The sequence below is a fragment of the Chelativorans sp. genome (assembly GCF_031180965.1).
GTDB lineage: Bacteria > Pseudomonadota > Alphaproteobacteria > Rhizobiales > Rhizobiaceae > Chelativorans.
On record NZ_JAPSLH010000023.1, the window covers coordinates 16,869 to 35,882 of the forward strand.

Here is a 19,014-nt window from a genome sequence, read left to right on the forward strand (position 1 = left end):
CAGCCGTCAGGCAAGCCTCCTCGCCCCCGGCTGATCCGGATCGATGGCGTCAAGGAAGCGGCTTATCATATCCGTTCCATCGAGCGGCTCGCTTCCGGCCATCACGGCGACCGAAAAGGCGATCAGGGACGAGGCGGGCGTGTGGCTGCTTGCGCCGGCGCGCAGATTCATGACGAGCGCCGGGCACAGGAAAAGCGCGAGCCTCACCACGCGGCGCCAGTCTTCCGGCAGCATCGCGCGATGCTTGAGTTCGCGCAGCAGCGGCCGCCAGAGCTGGAGGGCCTTCACCTCGAGCAGGCCACGCCGGATGCGCGAGAGCTCCCAGTCGGTCTCCACCGCGAGCGTACCGCTCGAATAGGTTGCGCGCGCGAAATATCGCTGCGTCGCCTCGGCCGGATCGTAGAGCCAGAGCGGGTGGGCAAAGATGTTGTGAAAGGTCGTCTTCACTTCCGCGAGAAGCGTCGGCACGTTCCGGCCGGCAAAGGCGGGGTCGAACAGGACGAGCCGCGGCGAGCCGCCGTTCTGCTCGTACCAGACATTGGCGTTGTGCGCGTCGCCATGGGCTGTGACGCCGCCCGCGTCCGCCAGCCTTTCGGGGCGGAGCCGCTCGCCAGCGGCCGCGAAAAGTTCCCCTACGGTGGAGCCGTAGCGGCGGCCGTTAATGACGAAACGCGCTTTCGCAAAATCGTCCCAGGCGAGCTCAAGATCCGGAAACCGGACGGTCCGGCCGATATAGAAGCCGGCGTAACGTCCGCCCGGCATTGCGCCTGTGCGCGGATCGATCAGGCGCTCGTGGAAGAGCCTGTGAATGGGCTCGGCGGCCACCTCTTCCGCGGTCACCGGATGGAGCGTCGCACGATAGACGGCAAGAAGCTTCTCCGACAGCTCCCTCTCAGCGCGCAGAGCTTGCTCCTCGGCCTCATTGTCAGGCTCAAGGTCGAGTTGGCGCAGTACATCGGAAAAGCGCGGATCGGAACGGCGGCGATAGAGGAGGATCTGCTCGCCGGGGAGTGCCGACACGTGCACGGGACGGTCAACCGGGAGGCCGGCATTGGCCAGGATATCGGCGCGGTAATATTCGCCCGACATCGCCTCCTCGCCCTCCTCCTGGTGGAACTTGAAGAAGAAGTCCTCGCTTCCCGCTTCGAGAAAGCCGTTGAGGGAGTTCAGGCTGTACTGGTCGTGGTTGAACCTGATGGAGCGGGCCTCGATGCCGAAGAGGTCGCGCAGCAGGCCGAACAGCAGCCGGGCCGCACTTTCTCCGTCCGCGCGGGCAAGGCGGCGTATCTCCGCGGTCCTGCTCCCGGCCCCGGTCATTGGCGATCCGCCCTCGGGCTCGTCGCGGCCGGAGAATAGCGGCTGCCCAGGGAATATCGGCCGCCCGCATAGACAAGCCTGTTGACCGTGGCCACTATGCTGCCGGACCAGGTGCGGCGGTGGAGAAGCAGGCAGGGATCTCCCTCTTGCAGCATCAAGAGCCGCGCCGTCTGCTCGTCGGCGAGGATGGCCGAAATCACATGCTCGACCTCGGTCAGCGGTGTGCTCTGCTGCAGATAGTCGTAGGTGGTGATGGCCTCGAAATCCTGCCTGTCATAGGCCGGCACGAGCTCGGCATTGACGAAGCGCTCCTCCAGCAGCACGGGCAGGTCGTTCTCGTAATGGACGATGAGGGAATGGCCGACGGGCAGGCCTCTTCCCGAATATTCGAAGGCGGAGACAAGCTCGGCGGAAGCGTCGATCGTTTCGAGCACGATGACGCGCGACCGGTGCCGCCCGTTCCGCTGCCGGATCTCGCTGGCGATGTTGTTGATCTCGATCAATGCCGACCGGGGCTTGGGCGGGGCTATGAAGGTGCCAACGCCCTGGACCCGCAGGAGATAGCCCTCCGAGGTGAGTTCCCGCAGCGCGCGGTGCACGGTCATGCGGGAAACACCGAGGGACGCGACGAGCTCGTTCTCCGAAGGGAGCCTGTGATGCTGGCTCCACTTCCCGCTGCCGATATTGGCAAGCACATAGGCCTTGACCTTTTCGTAGAGCGGGCTCGCCGTCGCGGGGAGCGCCGCGCCGCCGATTTCCCCGGCCGATCCCTCGCCATTCTTCATGAGCCGCCGTTCCCGATCCGAATGATGGTTTTGAGGCCCCGCGCCTGCCCCGCCAGCAGCCGGGCATAGGCCGCCGGAATCTCCTCAATGCCGATTTCGCGGTCGATCAGGCGCCGCAGCGGGGAGGACAGTTCGGGCAGCATGGCGACGGCCTGCGGAAGCTCGCCGGCGAAGGCATGGCAGCCGACCAGGGCGGTTTCCCGCTCCACGAGGGTGTTCGGATCAAGCTCGATCTTGCCGTGGGCGATCCCGACCAGCGCCAGGGAACCGCCGCCGGCAAGAAGGCCGAGGAGGGCCGACAATACCTCGATGCTGCCGGTTGCATCCAAGGCGTAGCGCAGCACGCCCTCGCCAAGGACGGATTGGACGGAGGGGCGGTCGAGGGTCACCACGGCGGCTCCCGTCACCTGCGAGACGAGAGCGGCGCGTTCCAGGTTCCGGTCCGCGACCAGCAACCGGCCTTCATGCAGCCGCGAGAGAAGCAGCGCGGCGAGCCCGCCGATCGGGCCGCAGCCCGCGACGAGGACCGGCTCTCCGGCCGGCGGGGCAAGTCTGCGGATCGCATGCAGCGCCACCGCGAGAGGTTCGGCCATGGCGGCGACAGCGGGATCGAGTCTGGGGTCGTGCTTCACCAGGAGCCGCGCGGGAAGCAGAACCTCCTCCGCGAAGCCGCCGTCGCAGACCTCGCCGACAAATCCCAGGTTGAGGCATAGGTTCTGCCGGCCGCTTCGGCATGCGGGACATTCGCCACACCAGAAGCGACTGTCGGCGACGACGGGGTCTCCCGGCGCCAGTCCCTCGACGCCTTCTCCCACCTGCGTGACGATGCCTGCAAATTCATGCCCGGCGACGGAGGGGGACCTCGTGATCCACTGGCCGGTGCGGAAATTGTGCAGGTCCGAGCCGCAGATGCCCGCCGCAGTCACTCGCAGCCGGGCCCACCCCGCCTCGGGGGCGCCGAGCGGGGAGATTTTCTCGACCCGCAAATCTCCCGCCGCATGGAGCCTTGCCGCGATCATCCTAGAGATAGGCCTTGCGGATGTCGGAGACGGCGTGCTCGTGGGACGAAAAACCCTCATAGCGCGCCAGCGTCACGGCGTGTCTTGCGAATTCCGGATAGGCGGAGGCCGTGACATAGCCGATGGAGGAGCGCTTGACGAAATCCATGACCGAGAGCGGGCCGTAGGTGCGCGCCCAGCGGCTGGTCGGCAGGACCGCATTCGGTCCGAGGCCGAAATTGCCGATCGCCACGGGCGTGTGCGGGCCCATCAGGATTTCGGCTGCCTCGGTGATATGGCCCAAATGGGCGAAGGGATCGGTTGAAAGGATCTCCAGGTGCTCCGGCGCGTAGTCGTTGATGAAGCGGTAGCTCTCCTCGACCGACGGCGTCAGCACGATGCCGCCACACCTGCCGGTGAGCACCGCCATGGAGAAGGCCACGCGCTGCTCGGTCATGCGCGCCCAATGCTCAGGCAAGGCGGCAAGCGCCTCCTCCGCCACCCGGCGGCTGTGCGTGACGAGATAGGCGGATGAGTCCGGGCCGTGCTCGGCCTCGATCAGGAGGTCCAGCGCGGCGAGTCCGCCCTTGACGCTCTCATCGGCGAAGATGATGGCCTCCGACGGTCCGGCGGGCAGGCCGGGATCGATGACGCCGGCAAGCAGGCGCTTTGCGGCAACCACCCATGGGCTGCCGGGTCCGACGATCTTAAGAGCCGGCTTCACCGTCTCCGTCCCGTAAGCCACGGCGGCGACGGCCTGGGCACCGCCCACTTTATAGACGGTCTCCACTCCCGCAAGACGGGCGGCGACCAGCGTCGCTGCATCCACGGAGCCGTCCGGCGCGGGCGGCGTAACGATGGCAAGCTCCGGCACGCCGGCAACGACCGCGGGCACTGCGGTCATCATGGTGACGGACGGAAAGGCGCCCTTTCCGCGGGGGACGTAGAGCGCCACCGACCTGATCGGCGTGAAGCGGTCGCCGGCATAGGCGCCAGGGCGCATCTCCTTCAGCCACATGGCCTCGGGCTTCTGCTCCTCATGGAAGCGGCGGATATTGTCGATGCCGAAGCGGATGGCTTCGATCACCTCCTTCTCGACCTTGCCGAACGCCGCTTCGAACTCGGCTTCGCTCGCCTTGAGCCCGCCGATCGCGAGATCGGCTTTGTCGAGCTCGCGGGCAAGGCGAACAAGGGCTGCGTCCCCTTCCTCGCGCACGGCCTTGATGATGGGCTGCACCTTCTCGACGAAGGCCGAAAGGTCGGTTTCGGAGCGGCGAAGCAGTGCCGCGCGGCCCGGCTCGTCGAGCTTTTCCAGTTCGTGAAAGGAGACGTCGGACATTGCTTTTCCTGCCGTCATTTGGATTTGAGGAAGATGTCGAGCCCGACCAGCCGGTCGAGCAGGACGATTGCCGCCGCTGCGCAGGCGATGAAGACGACCGAAATCGCTGCCAGATCGGGCGTGATGATGGAGCGTATGGAATTGTAGATCTGCACCGGCAGCGTGACGATGCGCGCGTCCACCAGAAGCAGGCTGACAAGGAATTCGTTGAGCGCCAGGATGAACATCAACAGCGAGCCGCTGATGACGCCGGGCATAACCGCCGGCAGCGTCACATGCAGGAAAGTGGAGAGCGGCGGCGCGCCGCAATTGGCGGCGGCGAGCTCGAGATCCGGATCGAGGCTCGCCGCGCTCGCCGTCACGGCCCAGATCATGAAAGGCAGGTTGATGACGCAGCAGGCAACGCCGATGGGCCAAAGCTGGCCGAGCACTCGCGCCTCGCCGAAGACGAGCATCAGCCCTATGCCGGAGCCGATCAGCGGGATGGTGAAGGGCAGGAGCAGATAGATCTGGATCGTCCGCTGGAAACGTAGCGCGTATTTGGCGAGCGCGATCCCGGCCAGGGTGCCGACGGGAATGGCGATAATGGTGCAGATCGCCGCCACGTAGAGAGAGCGGAGGAAAGCGCCGCGCAGGTCGCTCGCGCCGGCGATCCTGGCATACCATTTGAGCGACAGTCCCTCGGGCGGAAAGGTTATGATATTACCGGAGGTGAAGGATGCGCCGAGCACGACGATGGTCGGCGCCGAGAGCATCACCAGGACGGCGATGACGAGCGACCAGAGAAAGATGGCCTTGCTGAGCGGCATTGTCATCGGCGCGCCCTTCCCATGGCGAGCGTGCCGGCGCCGAAAAGGGTGAAGACGAGGCCGACGAGAAGCGAGCCCACGGCGACGAGCAGCAGGGCGAGCGTTGCCCCGAGCCCCTGGTCCGAGGTCCGGAAGAACTGGTCGTAGATGGCGTTGGCGATGAAGTCCTGGCTGCCGCCGCCGAGGATGGCGGGCATGGCGAAGTCGGTCAGCGAGAGGGTGAGGACCACGAGCCCCGCGCCGATCAGGCCCGGACGGGCGAGCGGCAGGACGACATAGGCGAAGCTGCGCACCCAATCGGCGCCGAGGGAACCTGCCGCGGCCTCAAGCTCCTCGGGTATCGCGGTCAGCGCCGGCGCCAGCATCAAGACGGCGAAGGGCAGCATATACTGCACCAGCCCGAACAGGACGGCGGGGTAATTGTAGAGGAGCCGCACGGGCTCGACGCCGATGAGGCCGAGCGCCTCGTTCACCATGCCCTGGTTGCCGAGGATGATGAGCCAGCCATAGGCACGCACGACCTGGCCGATGAAGAAGGGCAGGAAGAGAGCGATCAGCAAAAGCTTCCGTAGCAGCGCCGAAGGCGTGCGCACCATCACATAGGCGTAGGGAAATGCGAGGATGAGGGTAACCACTGTGACGATAAGCGAGCCGATGAGACTGCGCGTGGCGACCGTGGCGAAAAGGGTCTCCGTCAGCGCCCGGTGGTAGTTGGCGAGCGTGTAATCCTCCGACATCAGGAAGGTCGAGGGGTCGAGCGTCCTGAGACTCGTGTCGGCGATCTGGATCAGCCCGAGCACGAGCAGTCCGACCAGCAGCAGCGCCGGGGCAAGCATCAGCCACGGAACGGCGCGGTCGAAGCGCGCTGGCCAGACCGCGGCCGCGAAGGCCTCCAGCGCGTCCATCACGCGCCATGTGAGGGGGTAGGCGGTTCTTGAAGCTCGCATGGGCAATTCCGGCTGTCGGGCACGAGCGGGCGCGACGAACACCGCCCGCTCGTCCGCCGCCCTGGGTCGGGAGCGGCGGGACGTCAGCCCTGCATGATGGCCTTGAACCTGGCGAACCAGTCGCTCTCGTTCTCGACCTGGACCTTGGACGAGATGCGGATGAGCTTTTTGAAGTCCTCCTCGGTGGTCGGATAGGAGGGATCGCCGACGAGATCGGCCGGCGGCTTCAGGCCGGGCACCACGCCGGGCAGTCCCAGCCCGTCGAGCCAGACCTGCTGCGCCTCCGGCGTCAGCGCGTGGTTGATATATTGCTTGGCCCAATAGAGCTCGTTCTCCGGCAGGCCCTTGGGGATCCAGAGCCCGTCCGTGTCGAATTTGGCGCCTTCCTCCGGCACCGTCCAGGCAACGTCGATGCCGTTCTTCTTGGCCTCGCGGGCATTGGTGGAGATGGTGCAGGCGGCGTCGATCTCGCCCTTCTGGAACCAGGTGGTGAAATCCGGATCTTCGCCGAGCAGCGGCTGCTGCTCCTTCACCTTGGCGATGAAATCCCAGGCCGGCTGCATATTGCCCGGAATGTCCTTGAGCTTCCCGCCTCCTGCAACCTGTGCCGGGAAATGGAAGCCGATGCCGTCATTGTAGAGCGCGATGCGCCCCTTCAGCCGCGGCTCGAGCAGAACCTTCCAGGAAGTGGGCGGGCCGTCGGGAAAGGCTTCCGGCCGGTAGGCCAGCACATAGACATAGCCGTAGGTATTGACGATCGGATAGCCGTCGAGGCCGACCGGCTTGGCAAGCTCGGTCGTGTTCTTGAGGTTCGGAAGGTCGGACAGGTCTTCCGTCACGCCGCGCAGCGCGGATTTGGTGGCGTTCGTGGTCGTATCCCAGTTGATGTGGATCGGCGGCACGCGGCCCTGCGCGACGGCGGCCCACACTTTGGGCTGGATCTCGTTGTCCTCCGTCAGGTCGTGGCGGATGGCGATTCCGGTCTTGGCGGTAAAGCTGTCGGAGACGCCGGCCTTCAGGCTTTCCACCCAGCTCCCGCCCCATGCGCGAACGATAAGCTCGCCCGGTTTTTCCGGCTCCTGGGCCAAGGCGCGGGACAGGCCGAGCGTCGAGAAGGCCCCTGCGGCGCCGAGCGCCGCCGTCCCCTGTAGGAACCTCCTGCGGTTCAAGGCGGCAAAAAACATTCTTTCGTTCATGTCCGTTCTCCTCTGGTCTGCCGGTTCGTCCGGCTAATCGTTGAACACAAGTAGATCGCGTCTATTCCATCCAAGGTGCACAGGGGCACCCGGCTCGAATTCCGTATGGCCGGCAGGGTCATGGTCGAACACTCTGAGCAGTGCGCCGCCAAGGGCGGGCACGCGCACCTCGTAGACCACGCGCTCGCCCTCGAAGATGGCGTCCGCAACGATCCCCTGGGTCACCGTATCGAGGCCAGCCAGCGCAGTCTTGTCTGCCGAGAGCCGTATCTGTTCGGCGCGAATGGCGCCTGCGGCCCCGCCGCCCGTGTTGGGTGCGCTGCTCGCATCCGCCACGATGCCCGGGAACGCAAATCCGTCGTATTCCAGCATGACGTCGCGACCGCTGCTCAGACGCACCTTGCCGCGGATGAAGTTCGTCACGCCGATGAAATTCGCCACGAAGGGATTGGCGGGGTTGCGGTAGGTCTCCGCCGGCCGGGCCTTCTGCTGGATCTCGCCGCCTTCCATGACGATGATCTCGTCGGAGACAACGAGCGCCTCGCGCTGGTCATGGGTCACGTTTATCGTGGTGACGCCGAGTTCGCGCTGGATGCGGCGGAATTCTAGCTGCATCTCCTCGCGAAGCTTGCGGTCGAGCGCCGCGAGCGGCTCGTCGAGAAGGAGAAGATCGGGTTCGAAGACGAGCGCCCTCGCAATGGCCACGCGTTGCTGTTGTCCGCCGGAGAGCTCATGCACGCGCCGCGAACCGTAGCCGCCGAGCCTTACCAGCTCGAGATAGCGCTCCACCCTGTCAGGGATGGTGCGCGCGTCATGGCGCCGCATCTTCAGAGGAAAAGCTATGTTTTCCGCCGCTGTCATGTGCGGGAAGAGCGCGAGCCGCTGGAAGACCATGCCGATGGAGCGCTTGTGCGGCGGCACGGCGCTGACCTTTTCGCCATTGATGACGATCTCGCCGCTGGTCGGCCGCTGAAAGCCGGCGATCAGCCGAAGCAATGTCGTCTTGCCGGAGCCGGACGGGCCCAGGATGGTCAGGAACTTGCCTTTGACGAGGTCGAACGCGGCATCCTTGACGGCATAGAAGCCATCGAAGCTCATGCTGACGTCCTGAACGGAGACGGCAACCGCCTGCTTGCCCGGCGCTTCAGCCGCCCCGGCCCCAGCATATCGCATTCCCTGCCCCTCTGAGCCCCGACGCCTCTTCGGGCGCCAAACCCCCCTGTGGTATATACAACCATGTACAAAGTGGAAGAACAACCCTTTTCAGGATGGGCGGAAGCTGCCGCGTCCGCGGGGGGCCCGGTCAGATCGAGGCCAGAAAACCTCCGTCGACGGGAATGCAATGGCCGGTTACATAGGCCGAGGCGTCGCTCGCCAGAAACAGCACGGCCCCTGCCAGATCCTCCATCTGCCCGAAACGCCGCTGCGGGATTTTTCCGAGCATGGCCTCCTGCCATCCTTCATCGCGATAGAAGATGTCAGTCATCGTGGTCCGGAAATAGCCGGGGGCGATGGCATTCACGCGGATGCCCAGCGGGGCCCATTCCGTGGCAAGCGCGCGGGTCATGCCGAGGAGCCCGGATTTGGACGAGCCGTAGGGTGCGGCCGTCGGCACGCCCACATAGGAAGTGAGCGAGCAGAGATTGACGATGGCGCCGCGATCTTGCCGCGCCATGGCCCGCGCGGCCGCCTGGGCGCAGAAAAAGGCGCCCTTGAGGTTGGTGGAGACGATCCGCTCCCATAGAGCCTCGTCCACCTCCAGCGCCGGGCGGATCTCCTCATAGCCCGCATTGTTGACCAGGATATCAAGGCCGCCCATCGCCTCGGCCGCGGCGGCGATCACCTCCGCGCATGCGTTGGCGTCGCGAACGTCAAGCGAGAAGCCCCTCACCTCTCTGCCTGCCCTCTTCATCCGGTTTCGGGTCTCCTCGAGCGAGGAAATATCGCGGGCGGTCACGGCGACCTCGGCGCCCGCGCATGCGAGAGCTTCGGCGATGGCCTGCCCGATCCCCCGGCTAGCACCGGTGACGATCGCCTTGCGGCCGGTCAGATCGAAGAGTTTCGGAAGGTCCATTGCGCTTGCCCTTTTGCCTGCGACGGTGGCAGTCAATCCCGCACTCGTTCACCGATCGGCTGCGCAAGTCAATCGCCGCATCGGCGGTCACGAAAACCGGCTGCGGAGGGACATCCGAGTTGTTGCCGATGCCGGATTTGTATATGGGCCGCACTGCCAAGCGCCGCGAAGGTAAGGAAACGAGTTGAGCGTCCGGATCCCAAAACGATGAACGGCCCGCTTTTCATAGGCCTAGACGCCGGCACGTCGCTGACGAAGGCGGCGGTTTTCGACCTCGCCGGCCGACAGCTCGGCGAGGCGCGGCGGGGCACGACGCTGTTGCGGCCGCATCCGGGCTGGAGCGAACTCGATCCCGAGGAAGCCTGGCAGGCGGCCCTCGACGTGCTTCGCCGGGTCGTCTCGGAGAGCGGCGTCGACCGCTCGCGCATCGCCGGAATCGGACTTACCGGAGCGATGGTTGGCGCCTGGGTGGTGGATGGCGAAGGAAATGCTCTGCGGCCAGGCATCACCTGGGAGGACAGCCGCGCGCAGGGCTGGATCGAGCGCAGGCTCGCCGCCGACGCGCGCTTCCTCAGCCGCATCTTCGCCTCGTCGGGCTCTATGATGCAGCAGGGCTGCACCCTGCCGGTGCTTGCCTGGCTCGCCGAGAACGAGCCGGAGATCCTCGCCCGCGCCGCGCACGTGATGAGCTACAAGGACTTTCTGCGCATGAGGCTCACCGGCCTTGCGGCTACCGACCGCAGCGAGGCCTCGGTCATCCCCGGCAGCGCGCGGGAGCGGACGCGCAGCGACGCCATGATCGCGCTTTTCGGGCTCGAGAAGTTCGCGCAACTGCTGCCGCCGGTCATGGATTCGGAACGCTTCATCGGCGGTCTGATGCCGGCTGCCGCCGATGCGATCGGCCTTCCCTCCGGACTGCCCGTCGCGATCGGCGCCGGCGATGTGCCCGCCACGGTCATCGGCGCCGGCGGGCTTGCCACGGGAATGGCGACCGCCGTGCTCGGCACCACCTGCATGGTCGGCGTCTGCCACGACCGGCCCGTCTTCGAACCGGCCGATCTGGGGCTTCTCTTCACCCTGCCCGGGCACCGCTGGTATCGCGCCATGGTGAATGTGGCCGGCACACTCAATCTCGACTGGGCCTTTTCCGCGCTCGCACCCGACCTTGCCGCCCGGCCCGACCGCTTCGACATGATGAACGAGATGATCGGGACCGTGCCGCCCGGCGCGCACGGGCTCGTCTACCTGCCCTATCTTTCGGAAAGCGGGATCATCGCTCCGGTGGTCGACTACGGCGCGCGCGCCCAGTTCCACGGGCTCGTGCCGCGGCACGACCGGGCAGCGCTCTTCCGTGCCGTGATGGAAGGGGTGGCCTTCGCCATGCGCGACCTCTTCGACGCCCTCGATTTTGCCGGAGACCGGGTGCTGCTCACGGGCGGCGGGGCGCAGAACCCGGTCTGGGCGCAGATGATCGCCGATCTTGCCGGGCGGGACGTGCACGTGCCCGAGGGCACGCAGTTCGGCGCGCGCGGGGCGGCGCTGCTCGCCGCTACTGCGGCGGGCCATTTCGCCTCCGTCGCCGATGCCTCCGCATCCGCTGCGGGCGGCGGAACCTCTTACCGGTCGGACAGGGAGGGAGCCGCGGCGCTCCTACCCGCCCTCCTGCGCTACAGGGAAACGCGCGACCGGTTGCTCCGCCCGCGCAAGGATTGATGTTGACAGCGGCCGGAAGCGACGCGACAGTGGTATATACCACATACTTGTCAGTCCATACCGGGGACGAGGACCGCGCGCATGGGCACCGCGCCACTCTATCTGAGGATCGCCTCGGACGTTGAAGCCGAGATCCGCTCGGGCAGGCTGAAGGCCGGCCAGAAGATCGAGTCGGAACGCGTGCTCGCCGAAAAGCTGGGCGTCAGCCGCATGACCGCACGGCAGGCGCTGCGCCACCTGTCGGTAAAGGGCCTGATCGAGACCCGTACCGGCCAGGGTACCTTCGTGGGCAATCCGCGCATCGAGCAGCGGCTGGAGACGCTGTCCGGCTTTACCGAGGAGATGGCCCGCCAGGGGCGGCAGGTCACCAGCCTGGTCTTGTCCGCCGAGACCCACATGCCGGACGAGACCTGCCGGATCGCGCTCGCCCTCGCCCGCAGCGCTCGTGTCCATTGCCTTGTGCGGGTGCGCCTCGCAGACGGCGTGCCCGTGGCGCTGGAGAGCACGGAGATCCCCGCCGAGCGCACGCCTGATCTGCTCGAGCGGGCCGATTTCAGCAGTACGTCGCTATACGGCACTCTGCGTTCGCAGTTCGGCATCATGCCCACCCGCGCCGAGCAGAGCCTGACGGCCAGCATCGCCGATGCCAAGACCGCGCGGACGCTGCAGGTCGAGCCGGGAGCGCCGGTCCTGAAGCTGACGCGCCTTGCGCGCGACCAGGACGGCCGGGCCTTCGAATTCGTCCGCTCCGTCTACCGCGGCGATTTCTTCGTCATGAAAGTCCACCTCACGATCGGAGCTTGCGAAGCGCCATGAACGCCGTTGCCGACGCCTATCTTGCCGACCTCGCCGATCGCCTGGCCGCCTTGCGCACAGGTCTTGCGGAGCCGATCGCGCAAGCCGTGGAGATGATCGTCGAGGCGGCGCGGCGCGATGGCCGCGTCTATGTGTTCGGCACCGGCCACTCGCACATGCTTGCGGAGGAAGTGCACTACCGCGCGGGCGGGCTGGCGATCACCGTGCCGATCCTGGCGGGACCGACAATGCTGCATGAGGGCGCGGTGGCCGGCACGGTCTTCGAGCGGATGGAGGGGGTCGTGCGCCCGATCCTGGAACGCTACGGTATCGGCCGGGGTGACGTGCTCTTCGTCTCGTCCAATTCCGGCATCAACGCCGCCCCGCTGGAGGCCGCCCGCTACGGTCGCGAGAAGGGCGCGCGCGTCATCGCCATCACTTCGGTCGACTATTCGACCGCGGCCGCCAAGGGCGCGACGCGCCTTGCCGACCTCGCCGATCTGGTGCTCGACAATGGGGCGCCGCCGGGGGACGCCGTGCTTGCCGTGCCGGGCAGCGATCTCAAAGTGGGTCCCGTGTCCACGGCTATCGGAGTGGCGATCATGAACGCGATCTTTGCGGGCGCCGCAGCCCGGCTTTCGGCCGACGGCGACGCGCCGATCTATCTCAGCGCCAATATGCCCGGCGCCAAGGAGATCAATGCGAAGCTGGTGGCGCGGTTCCGGCCCCGGAATCCGCACCTCTAAAGGGCAGACCAACAGGGAAAGGGAACGGCAATGAGAACGATGCTGAAAGCCGCGCTTGCGGGCGCAACGCTGCTCACGCCAGCTTCGGCGGGGGTCGCGCAGGAGAAGATCGAGCTGAAGCTCTGGCATATGGAACAGCCGCCGCACCGCGTACAGCGCGTGCAGGAGCTGATCGACGCCTTCAATGCGGCCAATCCGGACATCGTGGTCACCCAGGAGCCGCAGAACTGGGGCGAGGTCTATGCCAAGGCGCCGGCCGCCATCTCGGCCGGCCAAGGCCCCGATCTCCTCTTTGCCATTCCCGATTTCACGCCCATCCTGAAGGATATCGGCGCCCTCACCTCGGTCCAGGATTTCGTTGAGGAACTCGACGCGAAGCACGATTTCGTCGACAGCGCCGTCGATGCCTACAGCTATGACGGCGGCGTCTGGGCCGTGCCGCTCTACAACATGGCCATGAACCTCTGGTACCGCAAAAGCGTGTTCCAGGAGGCGGGCATCGAGGTGCCGACGACCTGGGACGAGTGGAAGGCGGCGGCGGAAAAGCTTTCGGCCGACGGCGTTCACGGCATCGGACTGCCCGCCAACAAGCAGCTCTACACGGACCAGACCGTCTATTCCTTCATGGTGAATGGCGGGGCGACCGAGATCTACAACGAGGATGGCACGCTACGCTTCAACAACCCGGAGACGGTCGCCTCCTATAAGTTCTATGCCGATATGCATAAGCTCTCGCCGGCAGACTCCACGTCCTGGACCTGGGGTGAGGCGGAAGCCTGCTTCTCGTCGAGGAGCTGCGCCATGGTGCTGCAGTTCTCCGTCATTGCCACCTATGATTCACAGGCCGAGGGCGACGCCAATGATCTCGGCGTGGCGGCCATCCCCCATGCGGAGGGGCAGGAAGGCCACCACACGATATCCTATGCCAATGCCGTGATGCTCCTGTCCAAGCACGAGGCGAAGCTTCAGGCGGCGAAGAAGTTCGTCTCCTTCCTGCTCGAGCCGGAAAATTACGGCCGGTTCCTCAATATGGAGCCCGGCCTCTTCATGCCGGTGACGGCGGACGGCGCAAAAGCCGAGAGCTTCTGGTCCGATCCGATGGTGCAGAAATACAGAAGCCAGGTCGAGACCGTGATCAAGAATGCCGAGAACGGGCGCCTGTTCGGCTTTACGAGCGGACGCACCTTCCCCTCCATTGCCGCCATATCGGCGCAGAACATCATTGCCGAGACGCTGCAGAACATCGTCGTCAACGGGCAGAGCGCCGAGGAGGCCGTGGCCGCGGGCCAAGCCCGCATGGAAGACGTCGCACGATAGGGACCAACGCGCCGGATGCCGCAATCCCCTGCTCTCGCATTCGCCTTTGTGGCGCCGGCGCTTCTCTTCCTGGCGGCGATCCTCGGATGGCCGCTGGTGCAGGCTCTCGCGCTTTCCATGCAGGACGTGCGGGTGATCGGGTCGCCGGGGGCCTTCGTCGGGACGGCGAACTATGAGCGCATCCTTGCGGCGCCGGAATTCTGGCGCGCGGCGGGGCTCAGCGTGGTCTGGGTCGTGGCCAACGCCGTGCTCCAGACGGCGCTCGCGCTTTCCGCCGCGCTCGTGCTCGCCGAAAAATTCCCGGGCGTACGGGTCGCCCGCACCTGGATCATCATCACCTGGATCGTGCCGACCGTGGTCGTGGTCGTCATCTGGCGCTGGCTCTTCTCGACTTCCGGCGGCATCATCAACCCGCTGCTCGTGCAGTCCGGCCTCATTGAGCGGCCGGTGGGGTTCTTCGCCACCCCCTGGACGGCGATGGCCACCCTCATCTTCATCAATTCCTGGCGCTGGTTCCCCTTCATCGCCCTTATGATCCTTGCGGGACTGCTGCGCATTCCCGGCGATCTCTACGAGGCGGCGCGCATCGATGGTGCGGGCACCTGGAGCCGGTTTCGCTATGTCACCTGGCCGCTGCTTGCGCCGACGCTCTCCGTCCTTGCCGTCATCGGGACGCTCCTGTCCTTCAATGTCTTCGACGTCATCTGGCTTTTGACGGCGGGCGGTCCGGCGGGCGGTTCGCGCACGCTCCCGGTGCTCATCTACGAGACGGCCTTCAAGGGCTATCGCCTCAGCGAGGCGGCAACCATCTCGGTGCTTGCGACCGTCTTCCTGATGGTCTTCGCCGTCATCGCCACCCGGACGCTGGAGAAGGGGGAGGCAAGATGAGCCGCCCCGTCGGCTGGACCGCAGCGCTCCTCGCCTGCCTCGCCTTCTTCGCTGCCCTTGTCGGCCTGCCCTTCTGGTGGGTTCTGACGGGATCGGTCAAGCTTCCACAGGAGATCATCGCGCGGGTGCCGACGATGATCCCGCACTCCTTCACGTTGCAGCATTACCAGAAGCTCTTTTCGGCCTCGGACTATCCCGTTTACCTCGTCAACAGCCTTATCGTGGCGGCCGTCTCGACCATGTTTACCCTGCTGCTGGCGCTGCCGGCGGCCTATGCCTTCTTCCGCCTGCGCTTTCCCGGGCGGGCGCTTTTCTACCGCACGATCCTGCTTGCCTATGCCTTCCCGTCCATCGTGGTGCTGATCCCGCTTTTCGGGCTGTTCGCGAAGGTCGGCCTCGTCGACCGGCTGCCGGCGCTGATCCTCGTCAATGTCGCCTTCGCGCTTCCGTTCGCTATCTGGATGCTGCGCTCCTTCCTTGCCGGCATCCCCAAGGAGATCGAGGAGGCCGCGCTGATGGACGGCGCCTCACTCCTGGCCATCCTCCGCCACGTCATGATCCCGCTCATCGCTCCCGGCATCGCCAGCGTCGGCATCTATGCCTTCATCAGCGCCTGGACCGAATATGTCTTCGCCTCGGTGCTCATCCTTTCAGACGCCAAGCGCACGCTGCCGGTCGGATTTTCCGGCATCATCGGCCAATACCAGATAGACTGGGGCCTGCTGCTTGCGGGCGCTTCCGTCGCCATCATTCCCGTCGTCGCGCTCTTCGCGCTGATCGGGCGGGGATTCGTCAGCGGCCTCACAGAGGGCGCGGTCAAGTAAGGAAGAGTGCCTGGGCCGGTAAGCTGCCTGCTCACCCTCGAGGTCGCTTCTCTCCTGAAGTAAGCGCGATGATGCAGATGTTCCGGACCCTATTTGCCGGATGCAGTATTCTTTTTAGAAAATATTTAAGTGTTCTCCTTTGTGTGCGTAAACTCTGCGCAGTAATCCAAGTTGAATACGATATCTTCTTGCGCTCTAGTGCTGACCTGCTCGGCGGGAATGTGCAATCAAGCAAAACCGCCCGGCAATTCTGAAATTCTCAGCTCTGTGAGGGCGATCCCATGTCAGTTCGTACTTTGAGTATCTCCGTCGCCGCGGCCACACTGGTCATTTTCGCCGGAGCCGCGCCGGTTCAGGCTCTGACCATGCAGGAGTGCAGCGCAAAATATCAGGCGGCGAAATCGAGCGGCGCCCTGAACGGAATGAAGTGGAACGATTTCCGCAAGACCGAGTGCAGCTCGGACGCTTCAGCCGCAAACAGCGGAACGTCGAGCGGCAGCGCGCCGGCGGCGGAAACGGCCAATGCGGGCGCAAGCACCGGCTCGGCGCTCAACAGCCTGCTGGGCGATCTGGGCCTTTCCGGCGGCAACACGGGGTCCCCTTCGGGCAATGCGATCTTCCCCTCGGCAGTCTCACAGCGATACTCGAACGAGTCGGCTGGGAAGGCGCGCATGCACACCTGCCTCGACCAATATCGTGCCAACAAGGCCAATGGCGGCAATGGCGGCCTGAACTGGATCCAGAAGGGCGGCGGCTACTACAGCGAATGCAGCAAGCGTCTGGGCGGCGGCTGAGACGGCGCCCGCATTCGCGATGCGCCGCCGCTTTGCCTCGAGCGGCCAACACAATCACGGTTTTCGCAACGGAGAAAAGCAATGGGACTTCTTGGTGATATTCTGAACCCTGGGCCGGCCAGCACCGGCGTCGGCAAGCCACTGATGCTCGCGCTTGGCGCGCTGGCCGTCGGCAAGATGGTAAGCGCTCACAACAAGAGCGCGGCGGCGCAAGGCGCCGGCGCAGCGGCGCAAGGCGCCGGCACCCGCGCGGGTGCGGTTCCCCTGGGCGGCGCTCTTGCGGGCGGCCTCGGCGGCCTGCTGAGCACCCTGCAGAATGCCGGCCATGGCGACGTGGTCAACTCCTGGCTCGGCAACGGCCCCAACAAGCCCATCGACCCGAACCATCTTGGCTCGGCGCTGGGCCCCAATACCGTGTCTCAGTTGGCCCAGCACACCGGGCTCAACGAGCAGGAATTGCTGACGCAGCTGTCCTCGGCCTTGCCCGGCCTGATCGACCAGCTCAGCCAGAACGGGAAGCTTCCCAACGTGCAGGAACTGGAATCCATGTTCCTGCCGCAGCAGCAGACCCAGGCTTGACACGCCTGCCCTCCCCCGCCCGCCGGGGCTTGGGGGAGGGTTCGGTGATCCGGCCGAAAGCAATGCAATGCTGGAGATCTCCGGCATTGCATCGTCTGCCGTCAGCGAAGCGACACGATCCGTTTGGCCTGCGACTCCCCCGGCGCGCCTATAGGAGGTAGGACCATGCGAGCGAGACTTTTGGGGACAGTCCTGCTGGGCTCAGTGCTCCTTGCGGGTGCCGCGCCCGCGGCAGAGACATATACCACCGCCAATGCCGTGCTGCGGGCCGGCCCCGGCACCCGCTACGCGCGGCTCGCCGTCCTGCCGCCGCAAACGCCGCTGGACCTGCGCGGCTGCAAGCGGGGATGGTGCGACGTGCGCGCGGGCGGCCTGCCGCCCGGCTGGGTCGCCGCCTCGCGCCTTGCCCCCGCCGCCTCCGCGGTGCTCCAGTCTCCTCAGCCACCGGTCCCGACCCCGACTCCCCGGCCGCGTGTTCCGCATTTCGGCCCCGGCCCCGCCTACCCGCCGGACGCGCCGCGGCAGATGATGCCGCCCTTTATCGGTCCTGGACCGGTGATTCTCCCAGGTTCCGCGCCGACGCCCTGACCGGGCCACTCGATGCCTGTCCGCCTAGCCGCGCGCCGGTATCAGGCGGAAGTCCGGCAGGTCGCGCAGCGCCTGCTCGGGCCCCGCAGGGGAATAGACCACAAAAAGCCGCATCGGCTCGTTGCCCGTGTTGAGCGTGGAATGGTAGCGGCTTTCGGGCACATAGATGGTGCATCCGGCACGCACCTGGTGGACGACAGGGCTGCCGGCCTCATCCTCCACCATCTGCTCACCGCTGCCGGAAATCACGAAAATGATCTCTTCCGCGCCCGGATGGCTGTGGCGGGCGTGGCCCTGCCCTCTCTGGAGGTCGACCACGCCGCCGGAAAAGCGCTCCGCGCCGCTCACCTCCGGTCCAACCGTCAGCGCCAGCCGGCCCCAGTCGAAGGCAAAAACGTCAACCTCGTCCGGATAGACAAAATTCCTCTCGCTGCCGCTCATTTCATCCTCCCGTTTCAGTCCTCACGCGCAATGGCAGACGCTTGAAGCTTTCGATCTGCTCGCGGATAGCCACCTCGACCGGCAGCCGTTCCATCGAGCTCGCGCCGTAAAAGCCGTGGCAGCCGCGGCAGCGCTCCAGCACGTAGCGCGCGTCCTCCGGCATGGCGATCGGCCCGCCGTGGCAGAGCACGATCACATCCTCGCGCACCGCGCGGGCGGCGGCAGCTATGGATTCGATCTCCGCAACGCACTCGTCGAGCGATTTGGCCGAGGTGGCGCCGATCGCCCCGCCGGTCGTCACGCCCATATGAGCGACGACGATGTCGGCGCCTGCCCTGGTCATGGCGGCTGCTTCTTCCGGGTTGAAGACATAGGGGGTGGTGAGGAGATCCAGCTCATGGGCGGTCGCGATCATGTCCACCTCGAGCCCAAAACCCATTCCCGTCTCTTCAAAGCTCTGGCGCATGCGACCGTCGAAGAGCCCTACGGTGGGAAAGTTCTGCACCCCGGAAAACCCCATCGCCTTCAGCTCGGCCAGGAACCGCGGCATGAGCACGAAAGGATCAGTGCCGTTCACGCCGGCGAGGACCGGCGTCCGCTTCACTACGGGTAGCACCTCGACGGCCATTTCCCTGACGATCTCATTGGCGTTGCCATAGGCGAGGAGCCCCGCCGCGGAGCCGCGGCCCGCCATCCGGTAGCGGCCGGAATTATAGATGATGATGAGGTCGATCCCGCCGGCCTCCTCAGCCTTGGCTGACAGCCCCGTGCCCGCACCGCCGCCAACGATCGGCCGGCCTTCAGCGATCATGGCGCGGAATTTTTCCAAGATGGTCTTGCGGGGTATGGATGGCATTCGGCGCC

The 19,014-nt window shown here is 65.8% G+C and carries 20 protein-coding genes; 9 read left to right on the top strand and 11 right to left on the bottom strand.

Annotation, left to right across the window (positions count from 1 at the left end; genetic code table 11):
* Nucleotides 1–6: 6 nt before the first annotated feature.
* The 9 genes from RIN79_RS16030 to RIN79_RS16070 form a co-directional block, all read right to left on the bottom strand.
* Complete coding sequence (locus RIN79_RS16030; protein ID WP_309085681.1) at nt 7–1,317, bottom strand: hypothetical protein; 1,311 nt, start codon at nt 1,315–1,317, stop codon at nt 7–9.
* The gene (gene hutC / locus RIN79_RS16035; RefSeq protein ID WP_309085682.1) at nt 1,314–2,102 is read right to left on the bottom strand and encodes a histidine utilization repressor; all 789 of its coding nucleotides are present in this window, start codon (nt 2,100–2,102) and stop codon (nt 1,314–1,316) included. Before hutC ends, RIN79_RS16030 begins: the two co-directional genes overlap by 4 nt.
* A complete protein-coding gene (locus tag RIN79_RS16040; protein ID WP_309085683.1) occupies nt 2,099–3,121 on the bottom strand; it encodes a zinc-binding dehydrogenase in 1,023 nt (340 codons plus the stop codon). Before RIN79_RS16040 ends, hutC begins: the two co-directional genes overlap by 4 nt.
* Before the next feature lies 1 nt (nt 3,122).
* The gene (gene hisD, locus RIN79_RS16045) at nt 3,123–4,439 is read right to left on the bottom strand and encodes a histidinol dehydrogenase (RefSeq protein WP_309085684.1); all 1,317 of its coding nucleotides are present in this window, start codon (nt 4,437–4,439) and stop codon (nt 3,123–3,125) included.
* A gap of 14 nt (nt 4,440–4,453) precedes the next feature.
* On the bottom strand, nt 4,454–5,254 hold the full coding sequence (locus RIN79_RS16050) for an ABC transporter permease (RefSeq protein WP_309085685.1): 801 nt from the start codon (nt 5,252–5,254) through the stop codon (nt 4,454–4,456).
* A complete protein-coding gene (locus RIN79_RS16055; protein WP_309085686.1) occupies nt 5,251–6,195 on the bottom strand; it encodes an ABC transporter permease in 945 nt (314 codons plus the stop codon). The genes RIN79_RS16050 and RIN79_RS16055 overlap by 4 nt, the downstream gene beginning before the upstream one ends.
* A gap of 83 nt (nt 6,196–6,278) precedes the next feature.
* The gene (locus RIN79_RS16060) at nt 6,279–7,391 is read right to left on the bottom strand and encodes a PotD/PotF family extracellular solute-binding protein (RefSeq protein WP_309085687.1); all 1,113 of its coding nucleotides are present in this window, start codon (nt 7,389–7,391) and stop codon (nt 6,279–6,281) included.
* A gap of 33 nt (nt 7,392–7,424) precedes the next feature.
* Nucleotides 7,425–8,564 carry an ABC transporter ATP-binding protein gene (locus tag RIN79_RS16065; protein WP_309085688.1) on the bottom strand — a complete coding sequence of 380 codons (1,140 nt, stop codon included), beginning with the start codon at nt 8,562–8,564 and terminating at the stop codon, nt 7,425–7,427.
* 130 nt (nt 8,565–8,694) lie between these two features.
* The gene (locus RIN79_RS16070) at nt 8,695–9,465 is read right to left on the bottom strand and encodes a glucose 1-dehydrogenase (RefSeq protein WP_309085689.1); all 771 of its coding nucleotides are present in this window, start codon (nt 9,463–9,465) and stop codon (nt 8,695–8,697) included.
* Between the two features lie 207 nt (nt 9,466–9,672).
* Here RIN79_RS16070 and RIN79_RS16075 point away from each other — a divergent pair, with 207 nt between their 5' ends.
* The 9 genes from RIN79_RS16075 to RIN79_RS16115 all read left to right on the top strand — a co-directional run bounded on the left by RIN79_RS16075 (nt 9,673) and on the right by RIN79_RS16115 (nt 17,709).
* Nucleotides 9,673–11,178, top strand: coding sequence for an FGGY-family carbohydrate kinase (locus RIN79_RS16075; RefSeq protein ID WP_309085690.1), 1,506 nt, complete (start codon nt 9,673–9,675; stop codon nt 11,176–11,178).
* A gap of 81 nt (nt 11,179–11,259) precedes the next feature.
* Nucleotides 11,260–11,994, top strand: a complete 735-nt coding sequence (locus RIN79_RS16080; protein WP_309085691.1) for a GntR family transcriptional regulator — start codon at nt 11,260–11,262, stop codon at nt 11,992–11,994.
* Nucleotides 11,991–12,719: an SIS domain-containing protein gene (locus RIN79_RS16085; RefSeq protein ID WP_309085692.1), complete on the top strand. Its 729-nt coding sequence runs from the start codon at nt 11,991–11,993 to the stop codon at nt 12,717–12,719. Before RIN79_RS16080 ends, RIN79_RS16085 begins: the two co-directional genes overlap by 4 nt.
* 30 nt (nt 12,720–12,749) lie before the next feature.
* Nucleotides 12,750–14,036, top strand: a complete 1,287-nt coding sequence (locus RIN79_RS16090; RefSeq protein WP_309085693.1) for a sugar ABC transporter substrate-binding protein — start codon at nt 12,750–12,752, stop codon at nt 14,034–14,036.
* Nucleotides 14,037–14,051: 15 nt separating this feature from the next.
* Nucleotides 14,052–14,924 carry a sugar ABC transporter permease gene (locus RIN79_RS16095; RefSeq protein WP_309085694.1) on the top strand — a complete coding sequence of 291 codons (873 nt, stop codon included), beginning with the start codon at nt 14,052–14,054 and terminating at the stop codon, nt 14,922–14,924.
* On the top strand, nt 14,921–15,748 hold the full coding sequence (locus tag RIN79_RS16100) for a carbohydrate ABC transporter permease (protein WP_309085695.1): 828 nt from the start codon (nt 14,921–14,923) through the stop codon (nt 15,746–15,748). Before RIN79_RS16095 ends, RIN79_RS16100 begins: the two co-directional genes overlap by 4 nt.
* A 281-nt stretch (nt 15,749–16,029) precedes the next feature.
* Nucleotides 16,030–16,542, top strand: a complete 513-nt coding sequence (locus tag RIN79_RS16105) for a hypothetical protein (protein WP_309085696.1) — start codon at nt 16,030–16,032, stop codon at nt 16,540–16,542.
* A gap of 81 nt (nt 16,543–16,623) precedes the next feature.
* Complete coding sequence (locus tag RIN79_RS16110; RefSeq protein ID WP_309085697.1) at nt 16,624–17,121, top strand: YidB family protein; 498 nt, start codon at nt 16,624–16,626, stop codon at nt 17,119–17,121.
* Nucleotides 17,122–17,286: 165 nt separating this feature from the next.
* The gene (locus RIN79_RS16115) at nt 17,287–17,709 is read left to right on the top strand and encodes an SH3 domain-containing protein (protein ID WP_309085698.1); all 423 of its coding nucleotides are present in this window, start codon (nt 17,287–17,289) and stop codon (nt 17,707–17,709) included.
* A gap of 24 nt (nt 17,710–17,733) precedes the next feature.
* Here the strand turns inward: RIN79_RS16115 and RIN79_RS16120 are convergent, their stop codons facing one another.
* Nucleotides 17,734–18,150 (bottom strand): cupin domain-containing protein, encoded by a 417-nt coding sequence (locus RIN79_RS16120; protein ID WP_309085699.1) that lies wholly within the window; start codon nt 18,148–18,150, stop codon nt 17,734–17,736.
* Between the two features lies 1 nt (nt 18,151).
* Nucleotides 18,152–19,006 (bottom strand): phosphoenolpyruvate hydrolase family protein, encoded by an 855-nt coding sequence (locus RIN79_RS16125; protein ID WP_309085700.1) that lies wholly within the window; start codon nt 19,004–19,006, stop codon nt 18,152–18,154.
* Nucleotides 19,007–19,014 lie beyond the last annotated feature (8 nt).